Source organism: Deinococcus koreensis, assembly GCF_002901445.1.
Classification (GTDB): Bacteria; Deinococcota; Deinococci; order Deinococcales; family Deinococcaceae; genus Deinococcus; species Deinococcus koreensis.
This window is the reverse complement of record NZ_PPPD01000001.1, coordinates 3,001,119-3,018,422: the sequence shown is the minus strand read 5'-3', so window position 1 is coordinate 3,018,422 and position 17,304 is coordinate 3,001,119. Positions and strand designations below refer to the sequence as shown.

The 17,304-nt window shown below is 69.4% G+C and carries 19 protein-coding genes and 1 other RNA gene; 7 read left to right on the top strand and 13 right to left on the bottom strand.

Features of this window, described 5'->3' with window-relative positions:
* Positions 1-105: 105 nt before the first annotated feature.
* From ispH to CVO96_RS14335, 3 genes are all read left to right on the top strand, one after another.
* The gene (gene ispH, locus CVO96_RS14345; protein WP_103312812.1) at positions 106-1,116 is read left to right on the top strand and encodes a 4-hydroxy-3-methylbut-2-enyl diphosphate reductase; all 1,011 of its coding nucleotides are present in this window, start codon (positions 106-108) and stop codon (positions 1,114-1,116) included.
* 538 nt (positions 1,117-1,654) lie between these two features.
* Positions 1,655-2,458, top strand: coding sequence for a [LysW]-aminoadipate kinase (locus tag CVO96_RS14340; protein WP_103313516.1), 804 nt, complete (start codon positions 1,655-1,657; stop codon positions 2,456-2,458).
* Between the two features lie 10 nt (positions 2,459-2,468).
* Positions 2,469-2,804, top strand: coding sequence for a hypothetical protein (locus CVO96_RS14335; protein WP_103312811.1), 336 nt, complete (start codon positions 2,469-2,471; stop codon positions 2,802-2,804).
* Between the two features lie 23 nt (positions 2,805-2,827).
* Here the strand turns inward: CVO96_RS14335 and CVO96_RS14330 are convergent, their stop codons facing one another.
* The 3 genes from CVO96_RS14330 to CVO96_RS14320 all read right to left on the bottom strand — a co-directional run bounded on the left by CVO96_RS14330 (position 2,828) and on the right by CVO96_RS14320 (position 5,382).
* Entirely contained in the window at positions 2,828-4,165 is a 1,338-nt protein-coding gene (locus CVO96_RS14330; protein ID WP_103312810.1) for a S1C family serine protease, read from the bottom strand.
* 191 nt (positions 4,166-4,356) lie between these two features.
* Positions 4,357-4,755 (bottom strand): S1 RNA-binding domain-containing protein, encoded by a 399-nt coding sequence (locus CVO96_RS14325; protein ID WP_103312809.1) that lies wholly within the window; start codon positions 4,753-4,755, stop codon positions 4,357-4,359.
* 156 nt (positions 4,756-4,911) lie between these two features.
* Positions 4,912-5,382 (bottom strand): hypothetical protein, encoded by a 471-nt coding sequence (locus CVO96_RS14320; RefSeq protein ID WP_243398376.1) that lies wholly within the window; start codon positions 5,380-5,382, stop codon positions 4,912-4,914.
* 194 nt (positions 5,383-5,576) lie between these two features.
* On the opposite strand from CVO96_RS14320, the gene CVO96_RS14315 reads away from it, so the two are divergent.
* Together CVO96_RS14315 and CVO96_RS14310 are read left to right on the top strand one after the other, a co-directional pair.
* Positions 5,577-6,206, top strand: a complete 630-nt coding sequence (locus tag CVO96_RS14315) for a MazG family protein (RefSeq protein WP_103312808.1) — start codon at positions 5,577-5,579, stop codon at positions 6,204-6,206.
* A gap of 19 nt (positions 6,207-6,225) precedes the next feature.
* Entirely contained in the window at positions 6,226-6,834 is a 609-nt protein-coding gene (locus CVO96_RS14310; RefSeq protein WP_423739365.1) for an NUDIX hydrolase, read from the top strand.
* A 156-nt stretch (positions 6,835-6,990) separates the two neighbouring features.
* Here the strand turns inward: CVO96_RS14310 and CVO96_RS14305 are convergent, their stop codons facing one another.
* From CVO96_RS14305 to mraZ, 7 genes are all read right to left on the bottom strand, one after another.
* On the bottom strand, positions 6,991-8,016 hold the full coding sequence (locus tag CVO96_RS14305; protein ID WP_103312807.1) for a DUF4384 domain-containing protein: 1,026 nt from the start codon (positions 8,014-8,016) through the stop codon (positions 6,991-6,993).
* Positions 8,017-8,163: 147 nt separating this feature from the next.
* Positions 8,164-9,351, bottom strand: coding sequence for an ABC transporter permease (locus CVO96_RS14300; RefSeq protein ID WP_103312806.1), 1,188 nt, complete (start codon positions 9,349-9,351; stop codon positions 8,164-8,166).
* A gap of 182 nt (positions 9,352-9,533) precedes the next feature.
* Positions 9,534-10,166 carry a 3D domain-containing protein gene (locus tag CVO96_RS21140; protein WP_165795307.1) on the bottom strand — a complete coding sequence of 211 codons (633 nt, stop codon included), beginning with the start codon at positions 10,164-10,166 and terminating at the stop codon, positions 9,534-9,536.
* Between the two features lie 436 nt (positions 10,167-10,602).
* Positions 10,603-11,961: a peptidoglycan D,D-transpeptidase FtsI family protein gene (locus tag CVO96_RS14290; RefSeq protein WP_103312805.1), complete on the bottom strand. Its 1,359-nt coding sequence runs from the start codon at positions 11,959-11,961 to the stop codon at positions 10,603-10,605.
* On the bottom strand, positions 11,952-12,353 hold the full coding sequence (locus tag CVO96_RS14285; protein ID WP_243398375.1) for a hypothetical protein: 402 nt from the start codon (positions 12,351-12,353) through the stop codon (positions 11,952-11,954). Before CVO96_RS14285 ends, CVO96_RS14290 begins: the two co-directional genes overlap by 10 nt.
* Complete coding sequence (gene rsmH / locus CVO96_RS14280) at positions 12,350-13,324, bottom strand: 16S rRNA (cytosine(1402)-N(4))-methyltransferase RsmH (RefSeq protein WP_423739364.1); 975 nt, start codon at positions 13,322-13,324, stop codon at positions 12,350-12,352. Before rsmH ends, CVO96_RS14285 begins: the two co-directional genes overlap by 4 nt.
* 2 nt (positions 13,325-13,326) lie before the next feature.
* Entirely contained in the window at positions 13,327-13,755 is a 429-nt protein-coding gene (gene mraZ, locus CVO96_RS14275; RefSeq protein ID WP_103312803.1) for a division/cell wall cluster transcriptional repressor MraZ, read from the bottom strand.
* Positions 13,756-14,134: 379 nt separating this feature from the next.
* Here mraZ and CVO96_RS14270 point away from each other — a divergent pair, with 379 nt between their 5' ends.
* Positions 14,135-14,503 (top strand): DUF423 domain-containing protein, encoded by a 369-nt coding sequence (locus tag CVO96_RS14270; protein WP_103312802.1) that lies wholly within the window; start codon positions 14,135-14,137, stop codon positions 14,501-14,503.
* A 45-nt stretch (positions 14,504-14,548) separates the two neighbouring features.
* Here CVO96_RS14270 and rnpB read toward each other — a convergent pair.
* From rnpB to CVO96_RS14255, 3 genes are all read right to left on the bottom strand, one after another.
* Positions 14,549-14,971: RNase P RNA component class A (gene rnpB, locus CVO96_RS14265), an RNA gene on the bottom strand.
* 43 nt (positions 14,972-15,014) lie between these two features.
* Complete coding sequence (locus CVO96_RS14260) at positions 15,015-15,788, bottom strand: pseudouridine synthase (protein WP_243398373.1); 774 nt, start codon at positions 15,786-15,788, stop codon at positions 15,015-15,017.
* A complete protein-coding gene (locus tag CVO96_RS14255) occupies positions 15,785-16,156 on the bottom strand; it encodes a hypothetical protein (protein WP_103312801.1) in 372 nt (123 codons plus the stop codon). Before CVO96_RS14255 ends, CVO96_RS14260 begins: the two co-directional genes overlap by 4 nt.
* 100 nt (positions 16,157-16,256) lie before the next feature.
* Between CVO96_RS14255 and truB the strand changes: the two genes are divergently transcribed.
* Positions 16,257-17,192: a tRNA pseudouridine(55) synthase TruB gene (gene truB, locus CVO96_RS14250; RefSeq protein WP_103312800.1), complete on the top strand. Its 936-nt coding sequence runs from the start codon at positions 16,257-16,259 to the stop codon at positions 17,190-17,192.
* Positions 17,193-17,304: the final 112 nt, after the last annotated feature.

Genomic DNA, 17,304 nt, shown 5'->3' with positions numbered 1-17,304 from the left:
CTGCCCTGGCACACGGTCACGTCCGGGCCGGTTCTCTAGACTGTCAGCCATGACGCGCCCCCCTGTCCGTGTGCCCGCCGACCTCCCCTCTGGCCGGGGTCTCCGATGATCGAGCGGGTGTATCTCGCCAAGCCGCGCGGCTTCTGCGCGGGCGTCGTCATGGCCATCCAGGCGGTGGAGAAGGCGGCCCAGACGGAAGAGCGGCCAGTCACGGTCTACCACTCCATCGTGCATAACCACACGGTGGTCGAGCGGCTGCAGCAGGGCTACGGCGTGCATTTCGTGGAGGATCTGGACGGGGTGGGGGCGCTGCCGCAGGGGGGCGAGACGGTGGTGTTCAGTGCCCACGGCATCAGCCCGCGCGTGCGCGAACGGGCCCGCGAGCTGGGTCTGGCGACCATCGACGCGACCTGCCCGCTGGTCACCAAGGTGCACACCGAGGCCAAGAAGTACGCCCGCGAGGGCTACACCATCCTGCTGATCGGCGACTCCGCCCGGCACCAGGAGGTCATCGGCACGCGCGGCGAGGCGCCAGAGAGTACCATCCTGGTCGGCGTGCTGGGGCAGCATCGTCAGAATGGGGCCGGCGAAGGGCTGCACGACCCCCACACCGTGCAGGTGCCCGACGAATCGAAGCTGGTCGTGCTGACCCAGACCACCCTGAGCGTGGACGACACCCGCCGCACGGTGGACATCCTGAAAGCCCGTTTTCCCGCCCTGGTCGTGCCCCCCAGCGAAGACCTCTGCTACGCCACCAAAAACCGCCAGGACGCTGTGAAGGCCATCTCGCCCAACGTGGACGCCTTCCTGGTGCTGACCAGCACGCACTCCAGCAACGGGATGCGGCTGCTGGAGCTGGCCGCCGAGACCTGTGGCCGCGCCGAGCGCCTGGAAACGGTGGCCGACCTCGCCCACATCGACCTGGGCGGCGTGAGGTCGGTGGGCATCACCAGCGCGGCCAGCACCCCGGACGATCTGGTGCAAGCCGTCGTGGCCCACCTGCAGGGGCTGAACCCGGCGCTGCAGGTCATCGAGGAGGGCGAGTGGGAAAACATCGAATTCCGCGAGCCGAAGAAGATCCTGCCGGATCAGGCCCTCCCACGCACCATGCAGTGATGGGTTGAGGAGGAGGCGTCGGCTCTGCCCAGACTGTGTAGCGATGTGGTTGAAAGTTTGACGACCCCTCCACCTCGCTGCTGCCTTTCAAGTTCCCGACCAGCCCTTCAACAGAGAGCAGACGAAAAGCCGAAGCACCCCCCCAGCCCCCTACCAAAAGCCATCGTGCGCGAAGCGCGCGGGCAACGACGCGATCTCGCAATGGGCTGATACGTAGCCCCCGTCAACGAGACGGCCCTTCGGGGCCAGTGAGAACACCGTGGCGACCACATGCCGAGCGCAGCGCTTAGCTCCCCCTGCCCTCTGCTTCGCAGCTCCGCGAGTCTGGGTAGGGGGCTGGGGGGTGGGTGGCCCGCTGCAAGCGCCCACCTTTGGCACGCCCTCCTCGAAGACACACGCCTGAAACAAAACGCGAACCGACAGGGGAGCTTCCACAGCACGCTCAACTCGGGTGATTTCGTGGTGGCCCTGCCCGATCAGCCCCGCAGTCCAGTCCTGAGGGCCTGAACCCCGCGCCCCCTGCGCTACCATGCCCCCCATGATTGTGGTGAAGGTCGGCGGCAGCGCCGGAATCGATTACGACGCGGTGTGTGCCGACATCGCCGGACGCTGGAAGGCCGGCGAGCGACTCATCCTGGTGCACGGCGGCAGCGGCGAGACCAACCGCCTGGCCGAGGCGCTGGGCCACCCGCCCCGCTTCGTGACCAGCCCCAGCGGCTACACCTCGCGCTTCACCGACCGCCAGACGCTGGAGATCTTCGAGATGGTGTACTGCGGCAAGATGAACAAGGGCATCGTGGAGCGGCTGCAGCGCCTGGGGGTGAATGCCGTGGGCCTGTCCGGTCTGGACGGCCGCATCTTCGAGGGCCGCCACAAGGACTCCGTGCGCGTGGTCGAGGACGGCAAGACCAAGATCCTGCGCGGCGATCACACCGGCACCGTGGAAAAGGTCAACACCGGGCTGCTGGAGCTGCTGCTCTCGGCCGGCTACCTGCCGGTGCTGACCCCTCCGGCCAGCTCCTACGAGGGCGTGGCGATCAATGTGGACGGCGACCGCGCCGCCGCCGCCCTGGCGGTGGCCCTGAAGGCCGAGGCCCTGCTGCTGCTCTCCAACGTGCCCGGCCTGCTGCGACACTTTCCCGACGAGGCCAGCCTGATCCGCGAGATCCCGGCCGCCGAGGTGGAATCTTACCTGGAATTCGCGCAGGATCGCATGAAGAAGAAGGTGCTGGGCGCCGCCGAGGCCGTGAAGGGCGGCGTGGGGCGCGTGATCTTCGGGGACGCCCGCGCCGGGCAGCCGGTCAGCGCCGCGCTGGGCGGAGCGGGCACGGTCGTCTCGTGACCTGTTCCCCATGACCCCGACCGAACTGCTCGATTTTCTGGCCGCCCGGGGTGGGCAGGAGTACCGGGTCACGGCGCTGCTGCACGCCGGAAAGGGGCGCAAGGCCACCGTGCGCGAACTGGGCGAGTACCGCCTGACCACGCGGGGCGAGGCCGTCCAGGCCTGCGGCCCCAGCGGTCAGACCCGGCAGCTGAGCCGGGGGGAGTTCCTGAGCGTGTTCGGGAGCTACCGCTTCGCGCCGCCGCTCGCCACGGGCCTGATGACCGACCTGGGGCCGCTGTTCGCCGGTTCGGAACAGGCCGCAGCCGACGGGGCGGAGATCCGCACGACCTCCACCCCGGGCTGAAGCCCCTTCAACTGAAGCGCCCTTTACTGCTGGGCGGTCGGGAAGGTGAAGGCCTTCAGAGGAACCGTGACCTCGCGGGTCTGGCCGCCGCGCTGGAGGGTGAGCTTCACGGAGTCCCCGATCCGTTTGCCGATCACGGCGCGGCGCAGGTCGTCGCCCTCGGTGATGGCCCGGCCGTCGATGGCCGTGATGATGTCGCCGTCGGTGGAGATGGCGTCGGCGCCGGCCTGGGCCGCCGCTCCACTGGGGGCGATGGCGTTGTTCGTGCCCGCCTTCAGGCTGGCCGCCGCGGCCGGGCTGTCCGGGTAGACGCGCTGGAGCAGGGCGCCGCTGGCCGGCAGCCTGTACTTGCTGCGCTGGGCCTCGGTCAGCACGCTCAGATCGGTGAACTGGATGCCCAGCGACGGGGTCTGGATCACGCCGCCCTTGCCCGCCTGCAGCTGCGGGAGCAGCTTCTTGACCGTGTTCACCGGGATGGCGAAGCCCACGCCCGCGCTCTGGCCGCTGCCCCCCGTGAGGATCTGGGTGTTCACGCCGATGACCTGCCCCGACGAGTTCAGCAGCGGGCCGCCGGAATTGCCGGGGTTGATGGCGGCGTCGGTCTGGATGACCGACTGGTAGACCGGCTGGCGGCCCCCGGTCGGCTGGCCCACCGGCACGGTGCGCTCCAGCGAGGAGATGATGCCCTCCGAGACGCTGAAATCCAGGCCGAAGGGCGCGCCCATGGCGATGGCCTTCAGGCCCACGTCCAGCTGATCGCTGTCGCCCAGCGGAATGGGCTTGATGGCGTCCGCCGGCACGTCCACCGCGCGGATCAGGGCCAGGTCGAAGTCCGGGGCGCGGGCCACGACCCTGGCCTTGTACTCGGTCTTGTTGCCGTGCAGGCGGATGGTGATCTCGCTGGCGCCCTCCACCACATGGTTGTTGGTGACGATGTCGCCGCTGCTGGTCACGAAAAAACCGCTGCCGGTGCCAGTCTGGGGCTGCTCCGGCGCCGTGTCGGGGAGACCGAAGTCGAAGGGCAGCTGCTGCTGAAGCCGCTGCCGGAGCTGCGCCTGGGGGCTGTTGTCGGCGCGCTCGGTCACGCTGATGTACACCAGGCCGTCCTGTCGCTCCTTGACGACCTGTACGGTGTTGGCCTCGGCCTCGGTGCGGGCGCGGCCGTTGTCGTAGGTGCGCTGCGGGGCGGCCTGGGTACCAGGGGCCAGGGTGGGCAGCATCTGGCCCTGGGGCGCGGCCTGGGTCACGGGAGCAGCGGTCGGGGCCGTCTGGGCAGACATCCGTTCATTGGCCTGGTACCCGGCAAAGGCGCCGAGCGTGAGCATACCGGTCAGGGCCAGGATCGAGAGGGGTCGTTTCATACCCGGCAGTGTGCCGCGGAGCGGTTATAGGGCGGTTAAAGCGCACTCAGCCGACCTGAAGGGAATCGTACGGGGGGTGGACGAAGCACCCGGCGGCAGTCAGCCGACCCATAGAAGTGTCTCTACGAAACGGTCTCAACGAAGCAGCCGCCCTGATCGATCGACCGGGGCGGCTTCGTGCTGTGCTGATTTTACTTCTTGCGTTTGCCCGCAGGCTTCTTGGCGGCGCTGCCCGCGCTGCCGCCGCCCCCGTGGGTGCGTTCCTTGGCGTCGCGCATGAACGAGCGCAGCTTGGCCTCGAACTGCGGGCTCTGGCGGCCGATGGCGCGCGGGCGGGGGATCTCCTCGGGCTCTTCGAGCAGTTCCTTGATGGACAGATCGAGCCGGCCGCGTTCGTCCCGGCCGAGCACCTTCACTTCGATGTTCTCGCCCTCGCGGACGTGATCGTGAATGTTGCGCACGAACGAGTGAGCGATCTGCGAGATGTGCACGAGGCCCGTCTCGCCGTTCTCGAACTGAATGAACGCGCCGAAGTCAGTCACGCGCGTTACGCGGCCCTCTGCTACCGCGCCGGAATCAAGCTGCACCAAAGGTATTCTCCTCGAAAAGCATGAGGCCCATGTTACACCATGTCCCGGCGCCGCGCAGCCACACCCGCGCCGGGCCCGTCCCACAGCGGAGAAGTGCCCTCCAGGGCAGCTTCGGGGGCACCGAGCCGGGCCGGCCACCCGCCGCCGGCGCGGGGATCAGGGCAGGCGGCGGGCGATCTGGTCGAAGGCGTAGTTGGCCGCGTTGGGGCCCTGGCGAACCAGCGTCAGCAGCGAGGTGGTCTCGCGCATGACCATCTGCCCCCCACCCGGCAGGTCGAAGGTCAGGCTCACGTTCAGCTTGGCCCAGGGCACCAGGGCCGCCGGCGAGGTCAGGATGGGGGTCACGCGGATGGCGCCGCTGGCCGCCTGATCCTGGGTGAGCGTGATCTCCGGATATCGCCTCCGCAGGGCGTCGCCGGAATCCTTGTGCATGGCGCGCAGGACGCCCTGGCGCTGCTCGGGCGAGATCAGCGCCTGGTTGCCCTGGATCTGCGGCGGCAGGATCAGGTAGGTGGCCTGCGAGAGGCGCTGGTGAGTCCAGCCGCTGGGCACCTGGGCCGTCCCCAGAGCCAGCGTGGCCGTGCCCGACAAGGCGGCGAGGATCATGGAGCGGGCAGCGAGGGTCATATCGGGGCGCATCATATCCGGCGACGAGTGGCTGGCGATGATAGCGGCAGAGGTCAGGATGCGGGACGCGGTTCCGGAACGCGGCACCGCACCCACGGCTGAACCACGGTTCCGAACGACCGCTTTCAGACCCAGGGGCGACACCTGGCCCCGTCACACAGCGCCGGCGCTGGAGCGGCGCTACAGTGGTTCTCATGCAGGAACTTCTTTCCGTCATGCGCCGCCTGCGTGGGCCGGGGGGCTGCCCCTGGGATCAGGAACAGACGCACGAGTCGCTGCGCCCCTACCTGCTGGAGGAAGCCGCCGAGGCGGTGGACGCGGTGAGCGCCCCGGATCGCCGTGAACTGGCCGGCGAACTCGGGGACGTGCTGCTGCAGGTCGCCTTCCACAGCGTCATCGCCGAGCAGGAGGGCACCTTCGGCTACGCCGACGTCGAGGGGGCCATCGTGAGCAAGCTGATCCGGCGCCATCCACACGTGTTCGGCGAGGTGCAGGTGGAGGGCAGCGCCGAGGTCGTGGCGAACTGGCAGGCGATCAAGGCGGCCGAACAGGGTGACCGGCCCCGCCGACCCGCCGACCGCGTCCCCGCCGCGCTGGGCGCCCTGGCGCGCGAGGCCCGGACCCAGAAGCTCGCCGGCCTGACGGGGGAGCGGGCCGCACTCGCAAGGCTGCTGGACACGGCGCCGGACTCGGAGGCGGGCGTCGCGGCGGTGCTGAGTGCGGTGGTGGCCTGGGCGCGCAGCCTGGACGTCGATCCGGAGGTGACCCTGCGCGCCCATACGCAGGCCACCCTGGCCGCCCTGCCCGGCGACCCCCGGTCATGACAGCCCTGACGGCCCCGGCGTGAGCGACCCCGGCGATCCTCCTGCCCCCGAAGCGGCCATCACCGATCCGCTGGACGGCGCGCTGCTCGACCCGTGGGAACAGTGGGCGGTGTCCAGGCAGCGCCAGACCCTGCATCTGCCCAGCTACCGAAGGGCGGCGGTGCTGGTGGGGCTGACCCGCGAGCCCGATCCCCGGCTGCTGCTCACCGTGCGCTCGCCCGACCTGCCCACCCACCAGGGCCAGATCAGCTTTCCCGGCGGCAGCCTGGAGGCGCAGGAAACGCCTGTTCAGGCGGCCCTGCGCGAGGCCTGGGAGGAGGTGGGCCTGGAGCCGGCCCGGGTCAGGGTGCTGGGCGAACTGGACGACGTGTTCACACCGATCGGCTTCCACGTCACCCCGGTGCTCGCGCGCCTGCCGGCCGAGCCGCAGCTGCAGCTGTCCGGCGAGGTCGCCGAGATCCTGCTGCCCCCGCTGAGCGACCTGCGCTCGCTGGTGCCCACACTCGAACGGCGAACCCTGCCGGACGGTCAGCAGGTGCAGCTCTACCGCTATCCCTGGCAGGGCCACGACATCTGGGGCATGACCGCCCGGGTGATCCACGACCTGCTCAGCAGCGGCCCCCGCTAGCCCGGCCGTCTGCTGGGCAGCCTGAGCCCTGGCCCGCCTGATCGTCTGGCAGCGGGTGGAGGGCCCTGAGAGGGCCTCTTCGGCTGACCCCCTGATCCGGCCGACCATAGAAAAACCCCCCGCCACGGGGGCAGGGGGTGGAACCGCTGATCAGACTCAGCGGGTGGGGTTGATGGTGATCTGGCCGTTGGTGCTCACGTTGTAGGTGCTGATGAAGGTGCGGTAGCCGGCGGCGATCATCACGATCTCGTGGCTGCCACGATCCACCTGCACGTTCAGGCCACCGTTGCGGATGGTGCCGGCTTCGACGCCGTCCACGAACACGCGCGCGCCGTTCACGCCGCTGCGGATGCTCACGGTGTACTGGGCGGGGGTGGGGGCGGGGGCCGGGGAGACGACCTGGGCGAACTCGACGTTCACGTTGGTGGTCGAGCCGGCGCGCACGGCGACGGTGGTGGTGAAGTCACGGTAGCCGGGGGCCTGGACGCGGATCGGGTAGGTGCCGGCGCGCAGGTTGCTGTAGGTCACGTTGGCGCCGCCCAGCCGCTGGCCGTTCAGGGTCACGGTGGCGTTGGCAACGTTGGTGCCCACGAACAGGCTGCCGGTCGCCACGGGGTTCACGGCGGCCACGGTGTAGAAGGCGGTGTCGCTGACCCAGCTGTTCTGGGGCAGGGGGGTCACGATGATGCTCAGGGCCTGGGCCAGACCGGCCTGGGTCTTGGCGGTCACGGTGGCGAACTGATCCTGGGCGGTCTTGAACGAGCTGATGTCGTTCAGGTTCAGCGGGGTCAGGCTGGCCAGCGCCAGCACCTTGTTCTGGCCGATCGGGCCGGCAACGGTGTATTTGAAGTTGTCGCCGGGGGCCGGGAAGGTCTTGGTGGTGTTCGCCTTGACGAGGTTGTCCTCGCTCAGGCGGTTGGGCAGGATCTGGTCGACCGAGCCGTCGGGGTTCACGTTGAACAGGTAGACGTAGGCGTCGCGGTTCACGGTCGTGCTGACGGTGATGCCCTCGTCAATGCGGTAGGCCGGGTTCTGGCTGCCGCTGGAATCCTTGTCCACGCGCACGCTGACGCTCAGGTCAGGCTGGGTGGGGTTGACGATGATGCTCTGGGCGCTGATTTTCGGTGCGGCCGCGGCGGTGCTCAGGAGCAGGGCCGCGGGAATCAGGAGAAGCTTGTTCATGTGGTACCTCCGAGGAGAAGCCTACGGTGGTGAACATGACTGGCCATGAGCCGGTACACCTCCTGCATTAATAGTGCTTCAGGTCACCGTCAGCTTGGCATGCCGCCTCCGTTTTAGCCCCAATGCCTGCCCCTCCACGGGCGAGATCTAGCGGATAATCCGCGCCGGCTCGATCCCGGCGGCCCGGCGGGCGGGGATCAGGGCGGCCAGCAGGGTGGTGAGCAGGCCCATGGCGTTCACGCCCAGCAGGTCGGTCAGGCGCACCTCGACCGGCAGCGAGGTCACGAAGTACAGGTCGCCGGGCAGCTGAAAGGGCCGCACGGTGAAATAGGCGCTGATGCCCAGCCCCAGCAGGTTCCCGACCAGCAGGCCGCCCACCCCCAGCACCAGTCCCTCCATCAGGAACGTCCGCGTGATCAGGGAGCGCGTGGCCCCGATGGCGCGCAGGATGGCGATCTCCTGGGTCTTCTCGAAGACGGCCAGGGTCAGCACGTTGGCGATGCCGAAGGCCGCCACCATCACGATCAGGAACACCACGAAGCCGATGACCTTCTTCTGCAGCGAGAGCTGGTCGAGGAGCGTACCGTAGATGTTCTGCCAGGGCAGCGGGCTGTAAGCGCGGGTGCGGGTCAGCGCCTCCCCGATGCGCGGCGCCTGATCCGGATCGGCGAGGCGCAGCTGGTAGCCCGTGATGTTCGTCGTCTGCTGCAGGGTCTGCAGGGTTCGGATGGTCGTGAAGGCATAGGCCGAGTCGATCAGGTAATTGCCGGTCGAGAAGACGCCCGCCACCTTCAGGGTGGTGCGGCGCTGCGTGCTGTTCAGCAGGCGCAGCTCATCGCCGGTGAAGCCCCCGATCGTGCGGGCCAGCGCCGAGCCCAGCATGACCTCCCCCGGTTTCAGCCCGGCCAGCAGGCGGCTCTCCTCCGGCGGCAGCTGCAGCACGCGGGCGGCGTCCGGCGTCACTCCGAACAGGGTCACGAAGTCCACCCCGGCGCGGCGGCCCTCGGTGGCCGGGCGGGTCAGCAGCCCCTTGTCGGCCAGGAAGGGCATGAAGGCCTGCACCCCCGGCTCGGCCCGGATGGCCCGCTCCAGCTCCTGATCGCGCCCGCCCGGCGTGAAGCCGTTCAGACTCAGGTGCGGGCTGGCGCGCAGGGTGGCGTCGATCAGGGCGCGCGTGAAGCCGTTGGTCAGACTCAGGGCTGCGATCAGGGCCATGACCCCCACCGCGATGCCCAGGATGGTCAGGACGTTCTGCGTGCGGCGCCGCTGCAGGTGGGCACGCGCCAGCGACCACGCCAGGGCGGTCTGCGATTCGGATCGGGGGGGCGGGGCCATGCGAAGCGGAGGATAGCAGACCCCCCGAAACGGGCCGGATCACGGTCAGTCCTGGCCTGTGCCGGGTGGGAGCAGGGTCGCGACCGGAGCGGCTCCTCGGAGCTGAGGCCTCGGCGCGTGGGCCCATACACGACGGCGGGCCTCTCCGAAGAAAGGCCCGTCAGGCACTGCTGGTAGCAGGTTTACCGGACAGCGGTGATGCGGATCTGGCGGGCACCGAAGCGCATGGCCTCGCTGCGCGACGACATCCAGATGTCGAGGCTGCCGGTCTTGCGGGCGGCCATGGTGTCTTCCACGATGAAGACCCGGCCCCGCAGGGCGGAGTTGTAGCGGCCGCTCAGATCCTCGATCATGATCTTGCTGCCGTAGGGGAACGTCCGGAGCAGATCGCGGCTGAGGGCCACGACGCCGGGCCGGGTACGAGTTCCGGTCGCCGTGATGAACGGAGTGGAGTCGGTCTGGTTGGGCAGGCTGTTGTACGCCGTGGCGCGCGCGATCGCGGTTCTGCCACGGATCGGCGAGACGGCCACGACTTCCGAGGCAGGGCGGGCGGACGCGGGGGCCGCCCTGGCCGGAGTAGTCGCAGCGGGGCCAGTCTCGGCCCGCGCCACGGCCGCCGAACGGATCTGGGCCGCCGGGGTGGGCTGAGCCGGAGCCGGGGGCGCCGCACGGACGACGGGGGCCAGGGCCTCGCGCACGGCGTCGGTGGCGACGGCGCTTTCGGGAAGAGCGGGTGGAGCGAAGTCACTGGCCTGAGCGGCAGCAGAGACACTGAGCAGGATGCACAGCACCCAGCGTAGAGAGGCGTGAGCCATTGGATCTCCTTGGAATGTAGCCATTGCGGCGAACGCCGGGGCGCTCGTGAGACTCTCACGAAGAGTTCGGGCCACAGGTCACGCCTGCCCCCTCTGCTTCATGGATGAGGCTACGGGCCGATAATGGCAACTTTGTGTGTGATGTTCAGATATAGACTCATCCGAGTGACCGAGTAACGACATAAACGAAATATAAATCGGGTAATACTGCGATATACAGGGCATAAAATGGATGAGCAGGATTCTCATCTACTCATTTGAGTTCTCATCTATGGTTGATGCCGGACGGAGCCAGTGTCAGGTCTTTGTCTGCCAATAGAGGCGGCAGGGCCACCAAAAGAAAGCCAGGACTCAATTGAGCCCCGGCATCGGCATACATTGCAACCTGTCACACCTTTAGATTTGGACACCAGAGGAGCGGACTCTCACTTTTTACTCATGGCCTGTCGGAGGCCGGCTGGGCGGCAGTCGCCTGGGTGGGAACCGCGCCCCAGCTCGACAAGACCTGGGCGGCGATATCCCGGAAGATCGGGGCGGCCAGCTGTGAGCCGTGGTGCTCGAATTTCGCGCCATGTACCATCACAGCCACCGTCACCCTGGGGGCATCGGCCGGGAAGAAGCCGGCGAAGACGCTGTCGTAGATGGTCGAGGAGTACTTCCGGTCGATGACCACCTGGGCCGTGCCCGTCTTGCCGGCAAGTTCGTAGCCCTTGATGCCGGCTTTTCCGGGAATGCCCTCTTCGATGACGGCCTGGAGCATGGTGCGGGTCGTGCGCGCCACCTCCGGGCGCAGAACGGCGTGACGGTCGGTGCCCCCGCTGCCCTCCACCAGCCGGGGCGAGAGGTACAGGCCGTCGTTGGCGAGCACGTTGTAGCCCGACGCCAGTTGCAGCACCGTGGAACTCATGCCCTGCCCGAACGCGTTGGTGGTGCGTACCAGATCGTCCCATTTTCTCAGGGGTTGCAGCTTCCCCTTGGCGGTGGACACGACCGGCATGTCCACGTAGGTGCCGAAGCCGTACTGCGTGAGGTAGCTCCGCAGCTTCTCGTTGGAGAAGCGCTCGACCACGTGGCTCATACCCACGTTGCTGCTGTAGCGCAGCACGCCCTGGGTGTTCAGGGTAGGGGGGTGATCCACGGCGTCGTTGATGGTGCTGCCCCAGCGCCCGCCGATATAACGGCGCATCGGGGTGTCGTACTGGGTGGTGGGCGTGGTCAGGCCCTCGTTCAGTGCGGCGGCGACCACCAGACCCTTGATGGTCGAGCCGGGTTCGAAGACGTCCAGGAACGGCCGGTTGCGGCGGTCGCCCTGGTCGAAGGTGCGCCAGTTGTTCGGATCGAAGGGTGGGTAGCTCGCGGCCGCCAGCACCCGGCCCGTGCGCGTCTCCAGCACGACCACCGAGCCGTACTCGGCCTGATGCGCCGGCACCGCGCGGGCCAGGGCAGCCTCGGCCGCAGCCTGAACCCCGGTGTCGATGGTCAGGGTCAGGTTCTGGCCGGTTTCCAGCGAGCGGTTATAGGCGAATTCCAGGCCCTCCAGCCCCTCGGTCTCGCCCATCATGCCCACGACCTGACCCGCCAGCTTGCCCTGTGGATAGATCCGTTTGCCGTTCACGCTGCGGGCGAGCACCTTGCCGTCCGAGCTGAGGATGGTGCCCCGGGCCTGCACCACACTGCGCTTGACCCCCTGCGGCATCCCCCATTCCAGCTGCGCGTAGGCCCAGACCAGGGTCAGGAACATGACCAGGGCCAGCAGCTGCATCAGGCGGGAACGGTTGCGTATCTTTACTTCCACTGGATCTTGACCTCCACGGTACGGGGCGATGTCGGGGGGAGCATGGACGCGGCCGGGGGCCGGGGGGGCGCGATGTCCTGGGTGACCTTGGTGGCCTCGGCGAAGCGGCGCATCCCGTTGGCGAAGGCCCAGTTGCGGACGCGCTGCAGGCTCTCCAGGGACTGCACGTCCAGCGAGAGGCTGTCGCGCTGCGAGATGAGCTGGCCCTCGCGGAACTGGGCGTCGCGCAGGTTCTTGCGCACGTCGTACGTCAGGGCGCGCACGCTCACCAGCGTGACGAGCAGCGCCAGATAGATCAGCAGATAGCGCACGGCCCGGCCTCGCCAGGTCGAGACGCTGGTATCCAGCGTGCTCAGCGTGTCCAGAGTGAACGGGGGTCTGAAGTGGGTCACGCGCTCTCCTCCGTCCCCTGGCTCCGGGAGCCCCTGGGCGGGGGGCCGTCCAGAGCGGTGTCCTCTCCGTCGCTGGAACGGGCTGACGTGCCCACCTCCAGCTTCTCGGCGGCGCGCAGTTTGGCGCTGCGGGCGCGGGGGTTGGTCTCCTGCTCGGCCTCGCCGGCGATCACCGGGCGTTTGGTCAGCGGGCGCAGCGCCGGGTGGCCCTGCACGAAGCGCTTCACGATGCGGTCTTCGAGCGAGTGGAAGGAGATGACCGCGAGCCGGCCGCCCGGCCTGAGCAGCTCCACGGCGCCGCTCAGGCCGTCGCGCAGGGCGCCCAGCTCGTCGTTGACGTGGATCCGCAGGGCCTGGAAGGAGCGCCGGGCCGGATGGATGCCCTTGCTGAAGCCCGGATACGCGCGCTTGATGATGTCGGCGAGCTGCACGGTGGTCTCGATGGGAGATCTCTCGCGGGCGTACACGATGGCCCGCGCGATCCGGCGCGAGAGCCGGTCTTCGCCGTACTCGTAGATGATCGCCGCGATCTCCTCCTCCGGGTACCCGTTCACCACGTCGGCCGCACTCTCGCCCGCCTGGCTCATCCGCATGTCCAGCGGCGCCTCGGTGTGGTAGGAAAAGCCCCGCTGGGTGTCGTCGAGCTGGAAGGAGCTGACCCCGATGTCCAGCAGCACGCCGTCCACCGCACTCACCCCGGCTGCGGCCAGCAGGGCAGGCATGTCGCGGTAGTTGCCCTCCAGCACGGTCAGGCCGCCTAGCCCCACCTCGCGGGCGCGGTTCAGGGCGAAGGGATCCTGGTCGATGCCGTACACGGCGGCGCCGGCCCCCAGCAGCAGGCGGGTGTGCCCGGCGCCGCCCAGCGTGCCGTCCACGAAGACCTTGCCGGGGGCCGGTTGCAGGGCGTCCAGCACCTCCTGGGCGAGCACAGGCGTGTGGATCAGGGGGGTGGGGGAAGTGGGATCGGTCATCATCAGGCCACGAAGTTCACGAGGAGGTCGGGTTTGGGCGGGTTGTCCTGCACGGCGCTGATGGCGGCTTCCCAGCGCGGCGGGCTCCAGAGTTCCAGCCGGCCCGGCGCGCCCGCCACGATCACGTCGCCGTCCAGCGCGGCGAACGAGCGCAGGGTCTGCGGGATGGAGACCCGGCTCTGGTTGTCCAGGCGGGCCTTGTTCGCCCCGGAATAGAAGAAGCGCACGAAGGAGCGCGACTCGGCGTCGGTCAGCGGCAGGCCCTCGAGCTGCTCTTCCACCCGGCGCCAGCTGGCGAGCGGAAACACGTACAGGCAGCCTTCCATGCCGCGCGTGAGGATCATCCCGTCTTCCACGAATTCGCGGAACGGCGGTGGCATGACCACACGTCCCTTGTCGTCGATGGTGTACGGGTACTCTCCGAACGGCAACCTCACTCCTTCGTTCCCACGCCGTCCCACCCTGGGCTGGGCGGCGTGCTGGCAGCGATTCAGCCGAAAAGGCGCATGAGGAACCGTTTCAGGCTGGTGCAGGGAGTGTAACAAGCCTCACCACGAATTACCACTCTTTCCCACCATCTCCCCCATTCTCCCCCCCGATCCGTCCACTTTTCCCACTGGGGTCTCCCGGGGCAGGTCGGACAGGGTGACGACTGGTGTGGTGAGGACAGCCTGGAAACGCCGTCTCCGACGCCACCGTACCATCCCTGGAGGGGGACGGGAACAGACCTGTCAGGCGTGCCCCCGGTTCCCACCCCAGGGAACCACCCGTGGGACTTTCCCACCCATCTCCCCCCACTACCCTGAACCCATGCGTCCTTTTCCCACCCTGCAGGCTGGAGCCCTTCTGGCCGCGCTGGCCGTCGCCCTGGGGGCCTTCGGGGCCCACGCGCTCCGGGCCCGGCTCTCCCCCGACATGCTCGCCAACTTCGAGACCGGCGCCCGCTACCTGATGTACGCCGCCCTGGCCCTGATCGCGCTGGGTTCGCAGGTCAGCCGGGCGCGCGGCCCGCTGTGCCTGCTGACAGGCGCCCTGATCTTCTGCGGCTCGCTGCTGATCCTCGCCCTGACCGGCAGGACGTGGCTGGGCGCGGTCACCCCCATCGGCGGCGCGCTGATGATCGGGGGCTTCGTGCTCGCGGCGCTGGATGCCCGCGCGGCCGCCCCCTCGTCTTCATAACGCCATAAAGAGCCACGCCCGGCTCCGGTGGGAGGGGCGTGGGGATGGTGCGGGGGAACTGTAAGCCGGGTTCTGTCCACCACTTGCGTGGCTGCGCGGTCATCTCTCTGGGACGCCTGTTGCCAGGGCGCCTCATGCGACCATCCTGGCGGTCAACGGGCGGGCCGCCCTCGCGCACTGTCGGGTCTTGCACCGGATGGGGTTTACCAGACGCCCCGTGTCTCCACGCGGCCTGGTGCGCTCTTACCGCACCGTTTCACCCTGACCAGTGCCGTCCGCGCCCGGACTGGGTGGCACTGGCGGTCTGGTTTCTGTGGCACTGTCCTTCGGCTTCGCCGCTTCCCGCGCGTGATGGCGCTCACGCGGACGCTCGACTCGCCGACCAGCCGTTAGCTGGCATCCTGCCCTGCGGTGCCCGGACTTTCCTCACCTGAACTCACGCCCAGGCGCGACCGTGCATTCCCCCGCGTGGGAAAGATAGCAGGAAGCGGGCGCAGGGGCAGTCCCGGCCTCAGCCCCAGCGGCGCTGCATGAGTTCCCACTGGCGATCCCAGGCGGGCGCGCCGGGGCCCGAGGGGGTCAGGAGTTCGCGCAGGTCGCCTTCCCTCAGCTCGCGGTATTCGCCCACGTCCAGATCGCCCAGCCACAGGCCGCCCACCCGGTAGCGCATCAGCCGCACGACAGGATGGCCGATGGCGTCGAGCATCCGCCGCACCTGGCGCTTGCGGCCCTCGCCCAGCACGATGAAGGCGCCACCTGTAGCCACAGAGGCGCTGACGGCCTGCGCCAGCCCGTCCTCCAGCTCGACACCGCGGGTCAGCGCCCGCAGTTCCTCCGGGGTGGGCGTGGCCTCGCCGTCCGTCCAAGCACGGTAGGCCTTCTCGTGGCCGAAGCTCGGGTGGGTCAGGGTCTGGGTGAGCTGCCCGTCGGTGGTGAGGAGCAGCAGCCCTTCGGAATCGCGGTCGAGGCGGCCCACCGGGTGCAGGCCGGGGATGACTGGCATGGCGTCCAGCACGTTCTTCCGGCCATACTCGTCGCTGGCCGTGGTCACGTAGCCGCGCGGCTTGTAGAGCGCGTAGGTCACGGCCCGCACCGCCTCGGTCTCGATCAGCTGGCCGTCCACGCGGATGTCGTCGGCGTCGGTCACGGTCTGGCCCAGGGTGGCGACCGTCCCGTTCACGGACACGCGGCCCGCCCTGATCATCTCCTCGGCGGCGCGGCGCGAGGCGACCCCGGCGCGGGCGAGGCGCTTGTGGAGCCGCTCGGCCCCCCCTGCGGGGTTCACAGGCGGCTCCGGCGGCTGGGGTAGGCCAGGATCGCCGTCAGGGCCAGGGCGCCCAGCAGGAGGATCAGGACGGTCAGGGCCGTACGCAGGCCCGGCGCCAGACTGGCCCCCCCGGCGACCACGGCGGGCAGCAGGGCCGCGACGGTGAGCAGGTTGCCGCCCACCAGCGCCCCGGTTCGCAGGCCGTCCGGGCGGGCACTGCCGAGCAGCGTGGCCACCCCCCAGGCGAGCAGCACGCCCCCCGCCACGCGCGCCAGCCACAGGGGGGCCACGCCCGCCAGGGCCGCCACCGTGGGAGGCAGGAAATACAGGTACAGCCCGGTGGGAATGAAGATCAGGGCCGTGAGAATGAAGGCAACGCGCAGCACACGGCACAGTGTAGTGACCCGCGCAGTCGGCACAGCGAGATGGCGTGCAGACGTGGGGAGGCTGGCCGAGCGGGGCGGGCCTCTCTGCTAGCCTCCGCTCATGCCCGTGATCGCCGTGGACAAGCCCCTGCACCTCACCTCGCACGACGTCGTCAACCGGGCGCGGCGGCTGCGGGGCACGAAGCGGGTGGGCCACACCGGCACCCTCGACCCGCTGGCGACCGGGGTGCTGGTGCTGTGCGTGGACGAGAGCACCAAGCTCGTGCAGTTCATGGAGGCCGACACGAAGGACTACCTGGCCTGGATCAGCCTGGGCGCGGGCACCCCGACCCTGGACGCCGAGGGGCCGGTGGACGAGACCGCCGACGTGCCGGAGCTGGACGCCGAGCGGATCAGCAGCGTGCTGGACACCTTCACCGGCCCGCAGCAGCAGGTGCCGCCGCAGTACAGCGCCATTCAGGTCGGCGGCGTGCGGGCGTACGCCGTGGCGAGGGCAGGCGGCGTGATCGACCTGCCCGCCCGCAGCGTGGTGATCCACGACCTGACACTGCTGGGTCAGTCCGCCCGCATGCAGGACGCGCCGCGCACCTTCGCCCCCACTGCCCAGGGCTGGACACCCGCCCAGACGGGCGTGACCTTCACGCTGCCGGAGCCGCTGGGCGAGTTTCCCACCCTGCTCGTGCGGGCCCGGGTGGGCAGCGGCACCTACCTGCGCTCGCTGGCGCGCGACGTGGGCGCCGCCCTGGGCGTACCCGCCCACCTGGCCGGGTTGGTCAGGACGCGGGTGGGGCGGCACGGGCTAGAGGGGGCCGTGGCGCTGGACGACCTGCCCGGCGCCCCCGGCCTGGGCGACCTGGAGGCGCTGGAATTTCCGCGCCTGGAGGCCACGCCCGGGCTGGCGCTGGAGCTTCGGCAGGGCAAACGGCCCGCCCACCCCGCGCTGGGCCGGCAGGTCGTGACGCTGGACGGCGCGCTGGTGGCCGTGGTGGACGGCGACGGCGAGCGGCTCAAGGTCGTGCGGGCGTGGGCGGGCTGAGACCGGGTCACGGGGCGCGGGACAATGGACGCTCCCGCCAGAAGCCTGTAGGGTAGGGCCACAACACACAGCAGCTCGGCAGCGGTGAAGCTCATCCGGGGCGCAGCATGAC